The organism is Sulfuritalea sp. (assembly GCF_017302275.1).
In the GTDB taxonomy this organism is placed as follows: Bacteria; Pseudomonadota; Gammaproteobacteria; order Burkholderiales; family Rhodocyclaceae; genus Sulfuritalea.
In genome coordinates, this window is record NZ_JAFLDR010000011.1 from 48,705 (window position 1) to 66,855 (window position 18,151).

At 64.4% G+C, this 18,151-nt stretch carries 19 protein-coding genes; 10 read left to right on the top strand and 9 right to left on the bottom strand.

What is annotated here, in order from left to right; genetic code table 11:
- The first annotated feature begins 51 nt into the window (after positions 1–51).
- Positions 52–4,059 (top strand): phosphoribosylformylglycinamidine synthase, encoded by a 4,008-nt coding sequence (purL, locus tag J0M27_RS08015; RefSeq protein WP_294989611.1) that lies wholly within the window; start codon positions 52–54, stop codon positions 4,057–4,059.
- Between the two features lie 108 nt (positions 4,060–4,167).
- On the opposite strand, the gene J0M27_RS08020 is transcribed toward purL, so the two are convergent.
- From J0M27_RS08020 to msrB, 5 genes are read right to left on the bottom strand one after another with little or no spacing between them, the layout of a single operon-like run.
- The gene (locus J0M27_RS08020) at positions 4,168–4,968 is read right to left on the bottom strand and encodes a peptidylprolyl isomerase (RefSeq protein ID WP_294989614.1); all 801 of its coding nucleotides are present in this window, start codon (positions 4,966–4,968) and stop codon (positions 4,168–4,170) included.
- 29 nt (positions 4,969–4,997) lie between these two features.
- Positions 4,998–5,261, bottom strand: coding sequence for a BolA family protein (locus J0M27_RS08025; protein ID WP_294989616.1), 264 nt, complete (start codon positions 5,259–5,261; stop codon positions 4,998–5,000).
- Entirely contained in the window at positions 5,258–5,563 is a 306-nt protein-coding gene (locus J0M27_RS08030; protein WP_294989618.1) for a YciI family protein, read from the bottom strand. Before J0M27_RS08030 ends, J0M27_RS08025 begins: the two co-directional genes overlap by 4 nt.
- Before the next feature lie 52 nt (positions 5,564–5,615).
- Positions 5,616–6,188 (bottom strand): septation protein A, encoded by a 573-nt coding sequence (locus J0M27_RS08035; protein WP_294989621.1) that lies wholly within the window; start codon positions 6,186–6,188, stop codon positions 5,616–5,618.
- A gap of 17 nt (positions 6,189–6,205) precedes the next feature.
- Complete coding sequence (gene msrB, locus J0M27_RS08040) at positions 6,206–6,604, bottom strand: peptide-methionine (R)-S-oxide reductase MsrB (RefSeq protein WP_294989624.1); 399 nt, start codon at positions 6,602–6,604, stop codon at positions 6,206–6,208.
- 126 nt (positions 6,605–6,730) lie between these two features.
- Here msrB and J0M27_RS08045 point away from each other — a divergent pair, with 126 nt between their 5' ends.
- Positions 6,731–7,984, top strand: coding sequence for a D-amino acid dehydrogenase (locus J0M27_RS08045; protein WP_294989627.1), 1,254 nt, complete (start codon positions 6,731–6,733; stop codon positions 7,982–7,984).
- A 45-nt stretch (positions 7,985–8,029) separates the two neighbouring features.
- On the opposite strand, the gene J0M27_RS08050 is transcribed toward J0M27_RS08045, so the two are convergent.
- Positions 8,030–9,202 carry a DUF2863 family protein gene (locus J0M27_RS08050; RefSeq protein ID WP_294989630.1) on the bottom strand — a complete coding sequence of 391 codons (1,173 nt, stop codon included), beginning with the start codon at positions 9,200–9,202 and terminating at the stop codon, positions 8,030–8,032.
- A gap of 126 nt (positions 9,203–9,328) precedes the next feature.
- Between J0M27_RS08050 and J0M27_RS08055 the strand changes: the two genes are divergently transcribed.
- From J0M27_RS08055 to J0M27_RS08080, 6 genes are read left to right on the top strand one after another with little or no spacing between them, the layout of a single operon-like run.
- A complete protein-coding gene (locus J0M27_RS08055) occupies positions 9,329–9,967 on the top strand; it encodes a DUF47 family protein (protein WP_294989634.1) in 639 nt (212 codons plus the stop codon).
- 9 nt (positions 9,968–9,976) lie between these two features.
- On the top strand, positions 9,977–10,984 hold the full coding sequence (locus tag J0M27_RS08060) for an inorganic phosphate transporter (protein WP_294989637.1): 1,008 nt from the start codon (positions 9,977–9,979) through the stop codon (positions 10,982–10,984).
- Complete coding sequence (locus J0M27_RS08065; protein ID WP_294989640.1) at positions 10,981–11,319, top strand: YkgJ family cysteine cluster protein; 339 nt, start codon at positions 10,981–10,983, stop codon at positions 11,317–11,319. The genes J0M27_RS08060 and J0M27_RS08065 overlap by 4 nt, the downstream gene beginning before the upstream one ends.
- A gap of 38 nt (positions 11,320–11,357) precedes the next feature.
- Positions 11,358–12,200 (top strand): DMT family transporter, encoded by an 843-nt coding sequence (locus J0M27_RS08070; protein ID WP_294989848.1) that lies wholly within the window; start codon positions 11,358–11,360, stop codon positions 12,198–12,200.
- Positions 12,197–12,889 (top strand): AzlC family ABC transporter permease, encoded by a 693-nt coding sequence (locus J0M27_RS08075; RefSeq protein ID WP_294989643.1) that lies wholly within the window; start codon positions 12,197–12,199, stop codon positions 12,887–12,889. The genes J0M27_RS08070 and J0M27_RS08075 overlap by 4 nt, the downstream gene beginning before the upstream one ends.
- Complete coding sequence (locus J0M27_RS08080) at positions 12,886–13,197, top strand: AzlD domain-containing protein (protein ID WP_294989646.1); 312 nt, start codon at positions 12,886–12,888, stop codon at positions 13,195–13,197. The genes J0M27_RS08075 and J0M27_RS08080 overlap by 4 nt, the downstream gene beginning before the upstream one ends.
- A gap of 3 nt (positions 13,198–13,200) precedes the next feature.
- On the opposite strand, the gene senA is transcribed toward J0M27_RS08080, so the two are convergent.
- Positions 13,201–14,397: a selenoneine synthase SenA gene (gene senA, locus J0M27_RS08085; protein WP_294989649.1), complete on the bottom strand. Its 1,197-nt coding sequence runs from the start codon at positions 14,395–14,397 to the stop codon at positions 13,201–13,203.
- Between senA and senB the strand changes: the two genes are divergently transcribed.
- A complete protein-coding gene (gene senB / locus J0M27_RS08090; protein WP_294989652.1) occupies positions 14,396–15,370 on the top strand; it encodes a selenoneine biosynthesis selenosugar synthase SenB in 975 nt (324 codons plus the stop codon). The two genes, senA and senB, sit on opposite strands and share 2 nt — an antisense overlap.
- Positions 15,367–16,431 (top strand): selenide, water dikinase SelD, encoded by a 1,065-nt coding sequence (selD, locus tag J0M27_RS08095; protein ID WP_294989655.1) that lies wholly within the window; start codon positions 15,367–15,369, stop codon positions 16,429–16,431. The genes senB and selD overlap by 4 nt, the downstream gene beginning before the upstream one ends.
- Positions 16,432–16,437: 6 nt before the next feature.
- Here the strand turns inward: selD and egtD are convergent, their stop codons facing one another.
- Complete coding sequence (gene egtD / locus J0M27_RS08100) at positions 16,438–17,427, bottom strand: L-histidine N(alpha)-methyltransferase (RefSeq protein ID WP_294989657.1); 990 nt, start codon at positions 17,425–17,427, stop codon at positions 16,438–16,440.
- Position 17,428: 1 nt separating this feature from the next.
- On the bottom strand, positions 17,429–18,124 hold the full coding sequence (locus J0M27_RS08105) for an SAM-dependent methyltransferase (protein WP_294989660.1): 696 nt from the start codon (positions 18,122–18,124) through the stop codon (positions 17,429–17,431).
- Positions 18,125–18,151: the final 27 nt, after the last annotated feature.

Below are 18,151 nucleotides of genomic sequence, written 5' to 3' on the forward strand. Positions count from 1 at the left end.
TTCCAGCTTCCGCATTGCACCTCCGCCTTTCACCCGCCCCGGTAATTCATCATGGCTGAATTCCTTGCCCTGCGGGGCTCCTCGGCGTTCACGCCCGCGCGCCTGGCACGCCTCCAGCAATCTCTCGGCGATGTTTTTCCCGGTGTCCGGCTGACGGCCGAGCACTGGTATTTCGTAGAGCTGGAAGGCGCGCCGGATACGGCGGAGACCGACCGACTGAAGGATCTGCTGGGCATTCCGGCCGCGCTCGCACCGGCTCCGGCCGGCCGCCTGCTGCTGGTCACGCCGCGCCTCGGTACCATCTCGCCCTGGAGTTCCAAGGCGACAGACATTGCCCGGAACTGCGGATTCGCCTTCGTGAAGCGCGTCGAACGCGCAGTGGCGTTTCATGCATCCGGCAAAGACCGTGATTCGTTGCCGGGGTCGGCGTCCCTCAAGGAGACTTCCCTCGGGGCTCTGGCGGCACGGCTCCATGATCGCATGACCGAATCCGTGCTCGATTCGATCGATGCCGCACAAGCCCTTTTCCATCATGTTGCGCCACAGCCCCTGACTGCCGTCGATCTCCAACGCGGCGGCAAGGCGGCACTGGAGGCGGCGAATCGTGAACTGGGGCTGGCGCTGTCGGACGACGAGATCGACTACCTGGTGGAGAACTTCGGCCGTCTGGGGCGCAACCCCACGGATGTCGAACTGATGATGTTCGCCCAGGCGAATTCCGAGCATTGCCGGCACAAGATATTCAACGCGAGCTGGACGGTCGATGGCGAACCGCAACCGCTGTCCCTGTTCGGCATGATTCGCGAAACGCACAAGGCGCATCCCGAGGGTACGGTGGTGGCCTATTCGGACAATGCCGCCGTGATCGAGGGCGCGGTCATCCAACGCTTCTATCCGCGTGCCGATTCGGGTTACGCCTATGGCGCGGAAACCACGCACATCCTGGCGAAGGTCGAAACCCACAACCATCCGACGGCAATCTCTCCCTTTCCCGGTGCGGCGACCGGTTCGGGCGGCGAGATCCGCGACGAGGGCGCCACCGGGCGCGGTTCCAAGCCCAAGGCAGGACTCTGCGGCTTTTCGGTTTCCGACCTGCGGATTCCCGGCCATGCGCAACCTTGGGAGACCGCCTACGGCAAGCCGGAGCGCATCGCTTCGGCGCTCGACATCATGATCGAGGGGCCGATCGGGGCGGCGGCTTTCAACAACGAATTCGGTCGGCCCAACCTGGCCGGCTATTTCCGCAGCTTCGAGCAGAAGTTCGACGGTGAGGTACGCGGCTACCACAAGCCGATCATGATCGCCGGCGGCCTCGGCAACATTGCCGGGGATCACTGCTTCAAGCAGAAATTCCCGGCGGATACGCTGCTGATCCAGCTGGGCGGTCCTGGCATGCTGATCGGTCTGGGAGGCGGCGCCGCGTCGTCGATGGCGACCGGCGCGAACACCGCCGACCTCGATTTCGCCTCCGTGCAGCGCGGCAACCCGGAGATCCAGCGGCGCGCGCAGGAAGTCATCGACAGATGCTGGCAAATGGGCGCGGACAATCCGATACTCGCCATCCACGACGTCGGCGCCGGCGGCATTTCCAACGCGATGCCGGAACTGGCGCACGACGCCGGGCGTGGCGCAAGCTTCGACCTGCGCGCGATTCCCAGCGAAGAACCTGGCATGAGTCCGCGCGAAATCTGGAGCAACGAGGCGCAGGAGCGTTACGTGTTGGCCATCGGCCCGGAACGCCTCGACGAATTCCGCGCCCTGTGCGAGCGCGAGCGATGTCCCTTCGCCGTGCTCGGCGTCGCCACCGATGACGGCCAGCTCACGGTAAGGGATGAGCATTTCGGCAACAAGCCGGTCGACATGCCGATGGAGATATTGCTGGGCAAGGCGCCCAGGCTGCAGCGTGACGCCCGGCGGCGGAAGGTGTCGATGCCACCACTCGATATCGCCGGCATCGACCTGAAAGAGGCCGCGCAGCGCGTGCTGCGCCTGCCGGCGGTGGCGTCGAAGAATTTCCTGGTGACCATTGGCGATCGCAGCGTTGGCGGCTTCACGGCGCGCGACCAGATGGTCGGTCCCTGGCAGGTGCCGGTGGCCGACGTGGCGGTCACCGGCATGGGTTATGACACTTTGCTGGGTGAGTGCTTCGCCTTGGGCGAACGGACGCCGCTGGCGTTGCTCGACGCCGCGGCTTCCGGCCGCATGGCGGTCGGCGAGGCGCTGACCAACCTCGCGGCGGCGGATATTGGCGACATCGGCAGGGTCAAGCTTTCGGCCAACTGGATGGCGGCTGCCGGGCACGGCAGCGAGGATGCCGCCCTGTTCGACACGGTGAAGGCGGTCGGTATCGAGTTCTGTCCGGCGCTGGGCATCTCGATCCCGGTCGGCAAGGATTCCTTGTCGATGCGTGCGAGGTGGGATGATGGCGGGGAAGCCAAGCAGGTCATAGCGCCCCTGTCGCTGATCGTCACGGCTTTCGCCGCGGTGGATGACGTGCGGCGCACGCTGACGCCGCAACTGCGGCACGATGCCGAGGTTGGTGAAACCGAATTGCTGCTGATCGACCTCGGCCAGGGACGCAATCGCCTCGGCGGATCGGCGCTGGCGCAGGTTTACGGCGTCAGCGCCGACCAGACGCCGGATGTCGATGCGGTTGCGCTGAAGGCCTTCTTCGGCGCGATACAGGCCTTGAATCGGGCCGGCAGGATCCTTGCCTACCATGATCGTTCCGATGGCGGCCTGTGGACGACGGTCTGCGAGATGAGCTTTGCCTCGCACGTTGGCGTCTCGCTGAATCTCGACGGACTCTGTTACGACCCGTTGATGAACGATGTCGACGGTAGCGAACGCTTTCCGCAGATCGCCGGCCGCCTGCGTGATCGCATGCTTACCGCGCTGTTCAACGAAGAACTGGGAGCCGTGCTGCAGGTCCGGCGCGAGGATCGCAGCGCCGTGATGCAGGTCTTGCGAGACGCCGGACTCGGTGCCTGCAGCCATTCCATCGGCACCACCAACACGGCGGATGAAGTACGCATCTGGCGCAATGCCAAGTCGGTGCTGGCCGCAAGCCGCGTCGAGTTGCAGCGCATCTGGAGCGAAACCAGCTTCCAGATCGCCCGCTTGCGTGACGATCCCGCCTGCGCGCAGGAAGAGTTCGATGCACTGCTCGATGCAGACGATCCGGGGCTGTCGTTAATGCTTGTGACGTCTGCCGGTACCGCCGGCAGCCAATCGATCGTCCCCTCCGCCGGGGAGGGGTTCGGGGAGAGGGCTCACGGCGGGCCAACAATTTTGGGCCAAAGGCCAAGAATCGCAATATTGCGCGAACAAGGCGTCAATGGCCACGTCGAAATGGCCGCCGCTTTCGAACGCGCCGGTTTTGCGACCTACGACGTGCACATGTCCGACCTGCAGGCCGGCCGTGTGCGCCTGGCTGACTACAAGGGGCTTGCCGCCTGCGGTGGCTTCTCATACGGCGACGTCCTAGGCGCCGGTCAGGGCTGGGCGAAGTCGGTTTTGTTCAATGATCGCCTGCGTGACGAATTCGGTGCGTTCTTCGTGCGCGGCGACAGCTTTGCGCTGGGGGTCTGCAATGGATGCCAGATGATGGCCCATCTCGCGCCCATCATTCCCGGCGCGCAGGACTGGCCGACCTTTCAGCGCAACCGCAGCGAGCAGTTCGAGGCGCGCGTGGTGATGGTGGAAATACCGCCGTCGGCCTCGATCTTCCTTGGCGGTCTGGCAGGTTCCAGGCTGCCGGTCGTCGTCAGCCACGGCGAAGGTCGGGCCGAGTTCCGCGCCGACCAAGGGGGCAAGCCTGTGCTGGCGTTGCGCTACATAGACAACCGCGGCGCCGTTGCGACCGGCTATCCCTTCAATCCGAACGGTTCGCCCGACGGCATTGCAGGGGTCACCACGGCAGACGGCCGATTCACCATCATGATGCCGCACCCGGAACGCACCTTCCGCAGCCTGCAGATGTCATGGCACCCGCCCGGCTTGGGCGAGGACGGACCGTGGCTGGAGATGTTCCGCAACGCGCGCCGCCGGCTGGGCTAAGGCCGAAAGTCGGCGCCGCACAGGAGAACTTTCTTTGGTCGCTGGCGCTACCGCAGAAACAACAACGGGAGCCTCGGCTCCCGTTGTTCTCCGGATGCTTGGCTCGGCTTACTCGACCTTGGCCTTGGCGCGCAGGTCTTCGATGTGCTTCTGCACATGGCGCTGCTGCAATTGCTGGCCGATCTGGGCACGCGCTTCCTCAATGCCGGGCAACTTGAGTTCGCGGGTGTCTTCGAGCTGGATCACGTGCCAGCCGAAATCGCTCTTGACCGGGGTCTCGGTGAACTTCCCCTTTTCAAGCTTGGTCATGGCGGCGGAGAAGGGCGGCACAAACGAGGCCGGGTTGGCCCAGCCCAGATCGCCACCGCGTTCCTTTGAGCCTGGGTCCTTCGAATCCTTGGCCAAATCCTCTATTTTTTCGCCCTTCTTCAGCTTGGCGATGATGGCCTTGGCTTCGTCTTCCTTCTCGACCAGGATGTGACGCGCCTTGTATTCCTTGCTGCCCAGCTTGGACTTGATCGTCTCGTACTCGGCCTTGATCTGATCCTCGGTAACCGGGTGGGTACGAACCCAGTCGTTGAGGTAGGCACCGATCAGCACGCCCTGGCGCGCCAGGTCGATCTGGCCCTGGACTTCCGGCTTCTTGTCGAAGCCCTTCTTGATGGACTCCTGGGTGAGGATTTCGCGGCGAACCAGCTCTTCGGTAACCGCCTTGCGCAACTCCGGGGAGTCCGGCTGGCCCTGCGCGGCTTGACCGGCGATCAGTGCATCGGCGCGGACCTTTGGAATGACCTTGCCATTCACGGTGGCGAATGTAGCGGAATCGCCCTTTTTTTGGGCAAAGGCGGGTGCTGTCCCGATGGAAACGGCAAAGGCGAGCAGGAGGGCGTGGCGGAGGTTACGGTTCATCGTGGTTCCTGAGGTGGCGGGGAGGAGGATCATTTTTCGTCGGGGGTCTTCGCGGTGATGCCAAGCGCGTGGATTTCCCGCTTCATCAGCGGGCCGAGCGCATCATACACCAAGCGATGACGCGCCATTGTGCGTAGCCCGGCGAAGCGCGGAGAGACGATGGTCAGCATGAAATGCCCGCCACCGCTGCGGGCGCCGGCGTGGCCGGCGTGCCTCGCCGAGTCGTCGATCACGTCGATGCGGACCGGATCGAGTGCGGCCAGGCTGGCGCGCATCGCGTCGATGACGCTCATGATCTTGGGAAGACCTGCCGGAACGGACGCACCGTGACCCGGGCATAGACTCCGGCGGCGCAATAAGGGTCGGCATCGGCCCAGTCTTGTGCGGCCGCCAGCGAGTCGAATTCGGCAACGATCAGGCTGCCGGAAAAGCCGGCCGGGCCCGGATCGGGGCTGTCGATCGCAGGGAAGGGGCCGCCCAGCACGAGGCGGCCGGTGGCGTCCAGTTCCGCCAGCCGCGCCAGATGTGCCGGGCGCGACACGAGGCGCTGTTCGAGGCTGGCGGGCATATCTTCACCGATGATGGCATAGAGCATCACGGTCGCCCGGTAATCCGGGCGGCGGTGCGGCGGGTGCTGAACAGCATGCTCATTCCTTTTCAGTGACGGCGGGTTGCGGTACCGGTTGTTCCTTCTCTTCCGGGATGTAGCGCGCCAAAAAGAGTCCTTGGAGGACGATGAATACGATCATCAGGCCCATGCCGCCGAACAACTTGAAACTGACCCAGGTGTCGGTACTGAAATTGAACGCGACCCACAGGTTGAGCACGCCCATCACGGCAAAAAAGCCAACCCAGGCGTAATTGAGCCTGGCCCAGATCGGTCCTGGAAGTTCCATCTGCTGTTCCAGCATGGTGCGAATCAGGTTCTTGCCGAAGAAGCGGGCAGAGCCGAAGAGGCTTGCCGCGAACAGCCAGTACAGTATTGTCGGCTTCCACTTGATGAAGGTTTCGTCGTGCAGCGCCAGCGTTGCGCCGCCGAACACCACGACCAGACCGAGGCTGACCCAGAGCATCGTGTCCACCTTGCCGTGGCGGTGCCAGACCCAGCCGATCTGCGCCATGGTGGCGACGATGACCACGACCGTGGCGACATAGATGTCGAAGGCCTTGAACGCGGCGAAGAAGAGGATGACCGGGAAAAGGTCGAAAAGGAATTTCATGGAGTCGATTCTAGCCGCTACTTCTGCTTGTCGAGATTGATGGATGCCGAGTTTATGCAGTAGCGCATGCCGGTCGGCGCCGGGCCATCGGGAAAGACGTGGCCCAGGTGGGATCCGCATGTGCCGCAGGTGACCTCGGTGCGGCGCATGGAATGTGAATTGTCCACGACCTCGTCGATGTGGCCCGCATCGACCGGGGCGGTGAAGCTGGGCCAGCCGCAGCCGGAGTCGAACTTTGTCGCCGATGAAAACAGCGGTGCGCCGCAGCCGATGCAGCGATAGGTTCCGGGCTCCTTGCAGTTCCAGTATTCGCCGCTGAAGGCTCGCTCGGTGCCCTTTTCGCGGGCGACGTGGTACTGCATGGGCGTCAGCTGCGCGCGCCACTCGGCTTCGGTCTTGTTGATCCTGCTGCTCATGGTGGCCTCCGGGGGGCTGACTATAATCGCGGCCATGGCGATCGAGACCCGGCAGCATATACAAAAAATCCCGTTCCCGGCGCTAGCGACCGGGGCGACGCGCCAGTTCGCCTCCGGGAGCCTTCGATGCGCGTGACGGTGCTCGGTGCCGGCGTCGTGGGCGTTACCAGTGCATGGTATCTCGCCGCCGACGGACACGAGGTTACGGTCGTCGAGCGCCAGCCGGGGCCGGCGCTGGAGACCAGTTTCGCCAACGGCGGGCAGATATCCGTAAGCCACGCCGAACCCTGGGCCAATCCGCGGGCTCCGCTGAAGGCGCTGAAATGGATGGGGCGGGAGGATTCTCCTCTCTTGTGGCGAATGCGCGCGGACCCGGCGCAATGGGCATGGGGCCTGCGTTTCCTGCGTGAGTGCACGCCGGGACGGGCGCGGGCCAATGTCGGCGCCATCGTCAGGCTTGGCCTTGCCAGTCGGACCGCGTTGCAGTCACTGCGCCGGGATCTTGCCCTGGACTACGACCATCTGGAGCGCGGCATCCTGCATTTCTACACCGATCCGCGCGAGTTCGAGAATGCCCTGCCACAGGCGGCACTGATGCGCGAATTCGGTTGCGAACGCGTGGCGAAAACGGCCGCCGAATGCCTGGCGATCGAACCGGCGCTGGCCGGTTCCACGGTTCCGGTGGTTGGCGGAACCTACACGGCGAGCGATGAGTCGGGAGATGCGCGGCGCTTTACCGAGGCCCTGGCGCGCCAAGCCGCGGCTCGCGGCGTGTGCTTTCGTCATGGCGAAACGGTCGTTGGCCTGCGGCGCGAGGGAGGCCGGGTTGGCTCGGTGCGCCTCGCGTCCGGCGAGAACCTCGGCAGCGACATCACCATACTGGCGCTGGGAAGCTACTCGCCGCTGCTGTTGCGACCGCTGGGCGTGAGGCTGGCGGTATATCCGGCCAAGGGTTACTCGGTGACGCTGAATGTGCCGGAAGCCGCTGCGGCGCCCACCGTAAGCCTCACCGACGACGGCCACAAGATCGTCATGTCGCGTTTTGGCCAGCGGCTGCGGGTGGCGGGAACCGCGGAGTTCAACGGTTACGACACCTCGTTGAACTCCGCGCGCTGTGCTGCATTGCTGCGCCGAATCGGGGAGGTATTTCCGGGACTGGCTGACGTTGGGGACGCGGAATACTGGGCCGGACTGCGACCCTCGACGCCGGGAAACGTGCCTTTGGTCGGTCCGTTGCGCGGCGCCGGCCTCGACGGCCTGTGGCTCAACACCGGTCATGGCACCCTGGGCTGGACTTTGGCCTGCGGTTCGGCGCAATTGCTGGCGGACAGGGTTGCCGGCCGCGATCCGGGATTGGATCCGGCACCCTACGACTATTGAGCGCGGCCCGAATCGCCGTGCTGCCAGCGCCGACTTTTCGGTCGCTCAGTGCAGGTGCCGCGGAGCGGCTTCCCCCTGCTCTTCGGGCATTTCCGCGTGCACCGGTTCGCCTTCGGGATTCGGGTAGAGCGGGGCGCCACAGTCGTCGCAGAATTCAAGCGGGAAGCGCTGGTCAAGGGCCAGCACACTGCCGATTCCGGCTTCGCGTAATGTGGCCTCGATCTGGGTCGGCGCGTCATTGTTCTCGTCCTCGCTCTCCAGCAGTGGCCAGACCACGCCATGCAAGACGTCGCTGTCGCCGCGTCGGGTGAAGCCGACGCGGTATTCTTCGAGTTGCCGATCATGAAAAGGTGCGACGACGGCGCGCAACTCGGCGCCCGGCAGGTTGAGCACGGTTTGCAGGAAGGCTACGGCGGCGCGTAGCGACCAGGGGCGCGATGCCCGGTCGGCGTCCCGCACGGCGGCATGGTAGGCCAGCACAGGCAGGAATTCGACGGCGCAAGCAGGAAGCAACGGGCGCAGCGCCTCGCCGCCTTGCTGCGCCCATTGGCGGAAGGACTCGGCCGGATCGCCATCGTCCTCCTGCCAGCGGAACAACGCAGCTCCATGTGGTGCCGCTACAGCACCGAGGACATAGCGGGTGTCGGAAAGAAAACTCATGGTTTCCTGCAGTTGCGCGGAGTCGACCTTCAGGTTGCGGCCGTGTATCGCCGCCCTGGCGAGCCGCTCCGCAAGCTGGGCGGTTTCGACGTAGTTCTGGGGCAACTGGTCGGGGCTGTAAAGCACGTCGACAAGTGCCAGCCGAGCGTCGGCGGCGAGCACGTGGGCCTGAAGATGGACACGCACCGCGTCGAGCTGGACCTGGGGAATGCTGCCCGACGGAATCTGGAAGCGCGACCAGGCCAGCAAGGGCGCGGCGATCAACACCACGTCGAGCCCGCTTGCGCTTTCGGCGCGACGGGTTTCAGCGCAGGATTCGACCATGTCGGCCAGTTCGTCGTAGGCGCGCGATCCGCTGCTGTAGAGCTGGTCGAGCACGGTGACCAGGGCTTCCTCGGCGCCATCGGCGAGCAGGTGATCGACGTGGGCGGCGAGTCGGGCCTCCCACCATGCATCCTCGATCCGGTTCGAAGACTGGCCAAGGCGGCTTGCCAGACGGAGGAGCAACTCCGTGTCGGGCGTCTGGCGGGTGCGGCGCGGATGGCGGTTGCGTTTCATGGAAATTCCAAGCCGAAACGAGCACGGCGTAAGCTGCGGGCCATGATTTTACCAGTTGGCAGGGCGGTCGGCTGGCGTCGATAAGCTGATAAAATCCACCTGTTTTTTTGCCAGCGGTGGTGCCCGATGTTTTCCAGATTGATGCCGAAAGAAGCCAAGTTCTTCGATTTGTTCAATGCGCATGCGGATCTGATCGTCAGGGGCGGCCGGCAACTGGTGAACCTGGTGGATGACTTGGGCAAGGGGCCGGAAGTTCTGGCCCAGCATGTGCAGGCCATCGACGAGATCGAGACGTCGGCCGACAAGATCACCCACGAAACAATTGCCCTGCTGCACACGTCATTCAACACGCCGCTCGATCGCGACGAGATTCACCAGTTGATCATGCGCATGGATGACATCCTCGACCTGATCCAGGATTTCGCCGAGGCCATGTATCTCTACGACATTCGCCAGCTGACGCCCGAAGCGCGCCAGTTGTCGGACATCGTTGCCTCCAGCTGCGAGCGGGTCAAGTCGGCCGTGGTCCTGCTGCACAAGATGGACAATGCGCCGGCCATGCTGAAACTTTGCCGTGAAATCGACCAGCTTGAATCCGATGCTGATCGCGCCATGCGTACCGGCATCACCAAGCTGTTCCGCGAGGAAGCTGACGTGCGCCTGCTGATCAAGATGAAGGGCATCTACGAACTTCTGGAATCGGTCACCGATCGGGCGGAAGACGTGGCCAACGTTATCGAGGGCATCATCCTCGAGAATTCCTGAGCGGCCGCCATGCAAGCGGTCGAGATGAGTTTGACGGTGATCGTGGTACTGGTGCTGCTTGCACTGGCATTCGATTTCATGAACGGATTCCACGATGCCGCCAACTCCATCGCCACCATTGTTTCCACGGGGGTCCTGAAGCCCCAGCACGCTGTCGCCTGGGCGGCCTTCTTCAACGTCGCGGCGGTGATGGTGTTCCAGTTGAAGGTCGCCTCCACGATAGGCAAGGGCACCATCGATCCCGCCATCGTGGACCATTATGTGGTGTTCGGGGCGCTGATAGGGGCCATCGCCTGGAACGTCATCACCTGGTACTACGGCATACCATCCAGTTCCTCGCATGCGCTGATCGGCGGGTTGGCCGGGGCCGCGATGGCCAAGGCCGGTACCGGATCCCTGGTCTGGACCGGCATCGGCAAGGTGGTTGCATTCATACTCGTGGCCCCCTTGCTTGGTTTTCTCCTCGGGGGCGCGCTGATGGTGCTCGTGGCCTGGATCAACAACCGCAACACGCCACGCAGGGTGGACAAGACCTTTCGCCGATTGCAACTGGTCTCGGCTGCCGCCTACAGCCTTGGGCATGGCGGCAACGACGCTCAGAAGACCATTGGCATTATCTGGATGCTGTTGATCGCGGCGGGCATCTCCAAAACCGGCGATTCCGTGCCGAACTGGGTCATCTTCAGTTGCTATGCGGCCATGGGTCTGGGTACCATGTTCGGTGGCTGGCGCATCGTCAAGACGATGGGACAGCGCATCACCAAACTGCGCCCGGTTGGCGGCTTCTGCGCCGAAACCGGTGGCGCGATTACCCTGTTCATGGCGACCGGGCTCGGGATTCCTGTTTCCACCACGCACACCATCACCGGTGCCATCGTCGGCGTTGGCACGTCGAAAGGTCCCGGCAATGTGCGCTGGGGCGTTGCCGGCAGCATAGTCTGGGCCTGGATTCTGACCATTCCGGCCAGCGCGCTGATCGCGGCCATTGCCTGGTGGTTCGGCCGCTGGATATTGTGAGTCCGTGCCAGTCCTGCGGCGCATGCTGCGCGACCTACCGCGTTTCCTTTCCGAGATTCGAAGTTGACGACATGCCCGACGGCAGGGTGCCGGGCGCGCTGGTGGAGTCCTGCGGCGCGAATCTGGTTTGCATGCGCGGTACCGGCGCGGCGCCGGCACGCTGCGTCGCCCTGCGCGGTATCATCGGCGAGCCGGTTTCCTGCGCCATCTACGAGTTCCGTCCCAGCGCGTGCCGTGATTTTGCTCCGCTGGCCGCCATCGGGCGCGGCGACGAGGCCTGCAACGATGCCCGTCGGCGCCACGGTTTGCCTCGGCTAGTTCCGGTCCAGCCATGAACTCGCGGATGGCACCCGGTCCCGCTGCCTTTGGCTTGATGGTGCTGTTATGCGCGATTTGGGGCTTCCAGCAGGTCGCAATGAAGTTCGCCACCGCCGAGATTGCGCCCATCCTGCAGGCGGCGATCCGCTCGGCCGGTGGCGCCCTGTTGGTCTTTGCCTGGGCGCGCTGGCGCGGCGTCGCGCTGTTCGCGCGTGATCAGTCCCTGCGCCCGGGTTTGCTGGCCGGGTTGCTGTTCGGCCTGGAGTTCGTTTTCATTTTTGTCGGCGTCGAGCGCACCACGGTGTCGCGCATGGTGGTGTTCCTCTATACCGCGCCATGCTTTACCGTGCTCGGGCTGCATTTCTTCGTCGCGGGCGAACGCATGGGCTGGCGACAGGGCGCCGGTGTGCTACTGGCCTTTGGCGGCCTGATGCTGGCCTTCATCGACAAGGCCGCAGGTGGCAGCCTGCTGGGCGATGCCTTCGGCGTGCTGGCCGCGCTGTTCTGGGCGGCGACCACGGTATTGATCCGTGCAACGGCACTGGCCAGAGTGACTGCGACCAAGGTCCTGCTCTACCAGTTGGTGGTCTCTGCCGCCGTGATGTTTCCCTTGTCCTGGCTAGCAGGCGAACGCGGCATCGCCGTGTTGTCAGCGCCGACTCTTTGGGCCATGACCTATCAGATTCTCATCGTCGCCTTTGCCAGTTACCTGGCGTGGTTCTGGCTTCTGACGCGTTACCTTGCCGGCCGCCTCCTGGTGTTTTCCTTTCTGACGCCCCTGTTCGGCGTCTGGTTCGGCATGATCCTGATGCACGATCAGCCCAGCCTGCATTTCTTCGCCGCGGCGGCGTTGGTGGTGGCGGGCATCGTGCTGGTAAACCTGCCGGCGCGGAAATGACGCCCGGCGAGGCGTTTTCCACCGGTCTGCGCGCCGTCATGCCGCTGCTGCTCGGCGTCGCACCGTTCGGCGTGATATATGGCGTGGTAGCCCTGCAAAGTGGAATTCCCGCCGTGGCGGCGATGGCCATGTCGACCATCGTGTTCGCCGGTTCCGCACAGTTCCTGCTTGCCCAGCTGGTTGGGGCCGGCGCACCAATCCTGCTGACGGCGGGCGCGGTCGGCCTGATCAACCTGCGGCACGCGCTCTACAGCGCCTCGGTGGCACCGCTGCTGGCACGCCTGCCGCAGCGCTGGAAGATCTTGCTGGCGTACCTGCTGACGGACGAGGCGTATGCGGCGGCGATTCCACACCTTCTGGCGGATGCAGGCGGCAGGCAACCCGCCAATGCGCACTGGATCCTGTTCGGCTCCGGGGCGGGTCTGTGGTGCGGTTGGCAGATTTCCACCCTCGCGGGGGTGCTGGTCGGAACTCGACTGCCTGCCGACATGGAGCTGGATTTTGCGCTGCCGCTTACCTTCATCGCCATCGTGGTACCTATGATATCCACCCGCGCGCTGTTCGCCGCGGCGATTGCAGCAAGCGCTACCGCCGTTGCGCTGGCGGCGCTGCCCTACAAACTGGGATTGTTCCTTGGCGCACTGGCCGGCCTGGCGGTGGGCTCGGCGCTGGGCAGGAGGCCGGCATGACGCTTTGGGGCCTGATGCTGTTGAGCGGGGCGCTCACCTTTGCCATCCGCTATTCCTTCATTGCGGCCGAGGGGCATTACCTGCCTCCGGACCGGTTTCCCCGGTTGCTGCCCTTTGTGCCGGTTGCCGCGCTGACGGCTCTGACCGCCCCGGAACTTATGCTGGTGGGCGGCGCCGTCGAATTGGGTACGGGAAATTCGCGGCTCTGGGCCGGCGTGGTCGCCATCGCCGTCGCCGCGATCGGACGCAGCACCCTGCTGACGATCGCCAGCGGCTTCCTCGCGCTGTTCCTGTTGCAGCGGATCTGAGTCCTATCCGCCCGGACAACTGCGAAAGCCGATGAAGATGTCATCGCGCCGGGGTTCGTAGTAGTTCCGGTAGCGGGGATTGCGCATGCGTTCGCGGGTGGCGAAAGAACCGCCGCGTACGCTGCGATGGGTGTGGAAGTATGGTGCGGCGTACTCCGCGTAGGGGTCGGGGCTGAAGCCGGGATAGGGCTCGAAGGGGCTGGCGGTCCATTCCCAGACCTGGGTACCCCAATCGAACCGGGTGGCGTTCAGCGCCGCGAATTCCCATTCAGCCTCGCTCGGCAGGCGCCGCCCGGCCCAGCGGCACCATGCTTCGGCCTCGTGCGCGGTGAGGTGGATGACCGGTTGGGCCAGGGCGAGATCGACCCAGTTGCCGAAGCGGCGCTGCTGCCAGCCGCTTTCGTGCCGGCGCCAGTAGCGCGGCGCGACTTGCCCGCTCGTCCCGAGCCAGGCACGGCCTGTGGCGGACCACCACTGCGGCTCGCGGTAGCCGCCCGCTTCGACGAACGCGAGGAAATCCGAATTGGACGTCGGGCTGCTGGCGATGGCGAAGGATTCGACGCGAACCGGATGTGACCACTTTTCGTTGTCGAAGACGAAGCCGCTTCCGTTTTCGGGGCTGCCCATGCCGAACTCGCCGCCTTCCAGTCCAATGTCGGCCACGGGCGGCAGGTCGCCGAGGCCGTCGACCGACGGCCACCCCAGCGTCTGGCGCGTGTAGCGGAAAGCTTCGTCATGCATGTCTTCATGGAACAGCGCGAGGCGGTGAAAGTAGAGCGCCGAATCGGTATCGGGAAGGTTTTCCAGTGCCTCCAGGGCGCTGTCGAGCGTGTCGCGCAAATAGATTCTCGTGGCCTGCCAGTCAGGCAGGTCGAGTTGCCAGCGACTACCGTGGGCGACGCGACGCGAGTCGTACCAGCGGTCGGCATCAGGCAGGCAGGATTCGATCGGTGGCATTTCTCTGCCCCGATAGCGCTGGCACCAGTATTCCGTGAACCAGGCGACGTGACCGAGTTCCCACAGCGGAGGATTGATCGTGTCGAGAAAGGGAACCCGCAGGGGGTGCGAGGCCGCACTGCCTTCGGCGCCGAACGGCCGCGACCATGCGGCCCATTCGTCAAGCAGGCGGATCGTATAATCGCGGGCATCCCGCAGCGCGGCAGCGAGGATCGCCTTTTCGGCAGTTCTGAGGTCATGCATGGCTAAATCCGTCCTCCCTTCAATCAGTATCGTCAGCCCGGCCCTGGCCAAGGCCAACAACGGCAATTGGCACACCGCGAAGCGCTGGGCGCACTGCCTGGCTCGCAGCGCGCGGGCGCGCATCGAACTGGACTGGAGCGGTGCCGACGACAGCATGATGATTGCCCTCCATGCACGACGTTCCGCAGCGTCGATTGCCCGTTTCGCCGAAGTTTATCCGCAACGCCCCCTTGTTCTGGTGCTGACGGGAACGGACCTGTACCGCGACATCAGGACGGATCCGCAGGCGCAACGCTCGCTGAAGCTTGCTACCCGCCTCGTCGTGCTTCAGTCCGAGGGCATCCGCGAACTGGAGGCAAGCCTTGCCGCAAAGGCAACGGTGATTTACCAATCGGCGCGGCCCCTGATGCCGGGTCGGCGCAGCAAGCGCCATTTCGACCTGGTTCTGGTTGGGCACCAGCGGCCGGAAAAGGACCCGCTCACGGCCATGCGTGCGTTGCGCCTCGTACCCGATGACGTTCCGGTACGGCTGTTTCATGTCGGCGCCGCACTCGACTCCGAACTGGCTGCCCAGGTCGCAAAGCTCGGTACGGGCGACGGTCGCTACCACTGGCTTGGTGCCCTGTCCCAGTCGCAGACCCGCCAGCGCATCAAGCGCAGCCACCTCTTGTTGCTGCCGTCGCGCATGGAGGGCGGCGCCAACGTGTTGATCGAGGCCGTGACCAGCGGCGTGCCGGTGCTTGGCAGCGACATTTCCGGCAACCGGGGCATGCTCGGTACGGACTATCCTGGATGGTTTCCGGTAGGCGATGCAGCGCGACTGGCAGAGCTGATTGTCAGAGCGGCACGCGACCCGCGCTACTATTCGACCTTGTCCGCTCGCTGCGCCCAACGGGCTCCCCTATTTTCACCCGCCGGCGAGTGCGCCGCGGTTTGCAGGCTCCTCGACATGACAAGGCAATCGACACCATGAATTCCCCACTTCAACCCGCCTCGGCGCTGCGCCTGACTTCGTTCAGCCATGGTGGCGGATGTGGCTGCAAGGTTGCTCCCGGACTGCTGTCCGAAATCCTGCGCGGTGTTCGTGGTTTTCCCGTGCCGAAGGAACTCATGGTCGGCATCGAAACGGCAGATGACGCCGCGGTTTATCGCCTCAACGACGAGCAGGCGCTGATCGCCACCACCGACTTCTTCATGCCCATCGTCGATGACCCCTATGACTTTGGCCGGATTGCCGCCACCAATGCGATCAGCGACGTGTATGCCATGGGCGGCACGCCGATCATGGCGCTGGCCCTGGTCGGGATGCCGATCGACAAGCTGCCCATCGAGGTGATAGGCAAGATACTTGAAGGCGGCGAAAGCGTTTGCGCCGCCGCCGGCATCCCCATCGCCGGCGGCCACACCATCGATTCGGTCGAGCCGATCTATGGCCTCGTGGTGATGGGCCTGGTGCATCCGGACAAGGTGAAGACCAATGCTGGAGCAAGAGCCGGCGACGTACTGGTTCTGGGCAAACCGCTGGGCGTCGGTGTGATGTCGGCGGCCCTGAAAAAAGGCGCGCTGGGCGCCGACGGCTATGCAGCCATGATTGCCAGCACCACCCGGCTCAACACGCCGGGGCGGCGGTTGGCGAATCTTGATGCCGTGCACGCGTTGACCGACATCACGGGCTTTGGCTTGCTCGGGCATTTGCTCGAGGTTTGTCGTGGGGCAGGCTTGTCGGCGATGCTTGATATGCGGTCGATCCCGATACTGGCGGATGTCGAGCGGCTGGCGACGGCGGGTTACATCACCGGTGCTTCGGCGCGCAACTGGGCGGCTTATGGTGGAGAGGTCGTTCTCGACCCGGCCATCGGCCAGATGCAGCGTGCCCTATTGACCGATCCCCAGACCAGCGGCGGCTTGCTGGTGGCCTGCGAGCCGGCAGCCGTCGACGACGTTCTTGCGGTGTTTCGATCCGAGGGCTTCGATTCGGCAGCGGTCGTAGGCCGCTTCGAATCCGGGTCACCGCAAGTGCGAGTGGCGGCCTGACCGAGTTCAGGCAGCCTTGCGAGCGAAAAAAAGAGCGAACCACCGCGGCGGGTCGGTCCAGACTTGAATGTCGGTGAATCCTGCACCCGTCAGCAGCGTCGCGAAGCCGTCCGGCGAATATTTCCACGAGTTTTCGGTGTGAACCCGCTCACCGTCGGCAAAGCTCCGCGAGCGTGATCCCTTCGCATCGGGCCAGCGCACAGTGAGAGCACGGCGGGCTTCCAGGTGCATTTCAATGCGGGCCGAGTCGATGTCGTAGAAGGCAACGTGCCGCCAGTCGCCGACAGCGAAATTCGCATCGAGTCGCGCATTCACATGGCGCAGGAGGTTGCGGTTAAAGGCTGCGGTGACACCCAGCGGGTCGTCGTAGGCGGCATCAAGCAGGGCCTTGTCCTTGACCAGGTCGACGCCGATCAGCAAGCCGCCGCTGTGATCCATTCGAGCCGCAAGACCTTGCAGGAAGCGGCCGGCGTCGGGCGGGCTGAAGTTGCCGATGCTCGAGCCGGGATAAAAGAACATGCGACGCTCCAGCGGCAGGTCGTCTGGCAATTGCAGTTCGTCGGTGAAGTCGAGTCCAAGGCCGAGCATGTCGATCGCGGGCAACTCGCGTTTGAGGTGTTGCAGCGAGTCGCGCAGAAACTCCACCGAAATGTCGACCGCGACGTAACGCCGGGGAAGGATGCCGGCGTGAAACAGTTTGCCGGCCTTGGCGCAACTGCCGCAGCCCAGGTCGATCAGCGTGAAATCAGCGCCCAGCGCCTGCCGTATGGCCGGCAGGTGGTCGCGGAAAATTGCCGCCTCCGTGCGCGTTGGGTAGTACTCGGGCAACTCGGTAATCGCCTCGAACAGGCGAGAGCCAAGCGCGTCGTAGAAGAATTTCGGGGCAATGTGAGCCTGGGCCTGCAACAGGCCGGTGGCAAGTTCGTCGCGCAAGAGGGCATTCTGGCGCGGTGAATCCCAGTCGAGGATTTGCAGCAACTTGACGTCGTTCGGCATTTCAGTCCGCCAGCAGGAGGAAAACGGTGGGTCGCCGATCCAGGTCGGGCGGAGGAACGGCCTTCCAGGTGGCGATGCGCAAGCTGCGGATGAACTCGCTGTCGAGCGTCAGGTCGGTCGCCACGCACAGCCGGGTTCGTGGTCGGCATGCCGACAACGCTGCATTGAACATTACGTTGTTGCGGTAGGGGGTTTCAATGAAAATCTGCGTTTGCTTCCGCCTGGCCGATTCACTTTCCAATTCCGCGATGCGACGGCTGCGTTCCGGTTCACGCGCCGGCAGGTAGCCGTGGAAGGCGAATCGCTGGCCCTCCAGTCCGGATCCCATCAGCGCGAGCAACAGGGAGGACGGTCCGACCAGCGGCTTTACGGAAATCCCTTTTTCGTGGGCACGCCTGACCAACAGCGCCCCTGGGTCGGCGATTGCCGGGCAACCGGCTTCGGACATCAGGCCGAGATCGTGGCCGGCGCCCAGCGGGGCGAGCAGGCGTTCGATGTCCGCCGCGGTTGGGTTCTCGGGCAATTGCTCGATGGCGATGTCGCGCAAGGGTCCCGGATGGCCCATGCGCTTGAGTTCGGCGCGCGCGGATTTCGCGTTCTCGGCGACGAAATGCCCGAGTTTGCAGGCGGCCGCCTGCGTGCTTGCGGGAAGGCAGGCTTGCCACGCGGTGTCACCCAGGGCAACTGGCAGCAGCATGAGCGATCCTGGCATGGGTTCAGGGCG

What these genes read in the sequence shown, in the direction of transcription:
- msrB (WP_294989624.1), bottom strand. Translation starts at nt 6,604, where the DNA reads ATGAGCAGCAGGATCAACAAGACCGAAGCCGAGTGGCGCGCGCAGCTG.
- J0M27_RS08050 (WP_294989630.1), bottom strand. Translation starts at nt 9,202, where the DNA reads ATGAAACGCAACCGCCATCCGCGCCGCACCCGCCAGACGCCCGACACG.
- purL (WP_294989611.1), top strand. Translation starts at nt 52, where the DNA reads ATGGCTGAATTCCTTGCCCTGCGGGGCTCCTCGGCGTTCACGCCCGCG.
- senB (WP_294989652.1), top strand. Translation starts at nt 14,396, where the DNA reads ATGGCTAAATCCGTCCTCCCTTCAATCAGTATCGTCAGCCCGGCCCTG.
- J0M27_RS08035 (WP_294989621.1), bottom strand. Translation starts at nt 6,188, where the DNA reads ATGAAATTCCTTTTCGACCTTTTCCCGGTCATCCTCTTCTTCGCCGCG.
- J0M27_RS08075 (WP_294989643.1), top strand. Translation starts at nt 12,197, where the DNA reads ATGACGCCCGGCGAGGCGTTTTCCACCGGTCTGCGCGCCGTCATGCCG.
- J0M27_RS08055 (WP_294989634.1), top strand. Translation starts at nt 9,329, where the DNA reads ATGTTTTCCAGATTGATGCCGAAAGAAGCCAAGTTCTTCGATTTGTTC.
- J0M27_RS08080 (WP_294989646.1), top strand. Translation starts at nt 12,886, where the DNA reads ATGACGCTTTGGGGCCTGATGCTGTTGAGCGGGGCGCTCACCTTTGCC.
- egtD (WP_294989657.1), bottom strand. Translation starts at nt 17,427, where the DNA reads ATGCCGAACGACGTCAAGTTGCTGCAAATCCTCGACTGGGATTCACCG.
- J0M27_RS08060 (WP_294989637.1), top strand. Translation starts at nt 9,977, where the DNA reads ATGCAAGCGGTCGAGATGAGTTTGACGGTGATCGTGGTACTGGTGCTG.
- J0M27_RS08070 (WP_294989848.1), top strand. Translation starts at nt 11,358, where the DNA reads ATGGTGCTGTTATGCGCGATTTGGGGCTTCCAGCAGGTCGCAATGAAG.
- J0M27_RS08045 (WP_294989627.1), top strand. Translation starts at nt 6,731, where the DNA reads ATGCGCGTGACGGTGCTCGGTGCCGGCGTCGTGGGCGTTACCAGTGCA.
- J0M27_RS08025 (WP_294989616.1), bottom strand. Translation starts at nt 5,261, where the DNA reads ATGAGCGTCATCGACGCGATGCGCGCCAGCCTGGCCGCACTCGATCCG.
- J0M27_RS08020 (WP_294989614.1), bottom strand. Translation starts at nt 4,968, where the DNA reads ATGAACCGTAACCTCCGCCACGCCCTCCTGCTCGCCTTTGCCGTTTCC.
- J0M27_RS08105 (WP_294989660.1), bottom strand. Translation starts at nt 18,124, where the DNA reads ATGCTGCTGCCAGTTGCCCTGGGTGACACCGCGTGGCAAGCCTGCCTT.
- senA (WP_294989649.1), bottom strand. Translation starts at nt 14,397, where the DNA reads ATGCATGACCTCAGAACTGCCGAAAAGGCGATCCTCGCTGCCGCGCTG.
- selD (WP_294989655.1), top strand. Translation starts at nt 15,367, where the DNA reads ATGAATTCCCCACTTCAACCCGCCTCGGCGCTGCGCCTGACTTCGTTC.
- J0M27_RS08030 (WP_294989618.1), bottom strand. Translation starts at nt 5,563, where the DNA reads ATGCTCTATGCCATCATCGGTGAAGATATGCCCGCCAGCCTCGAACAG.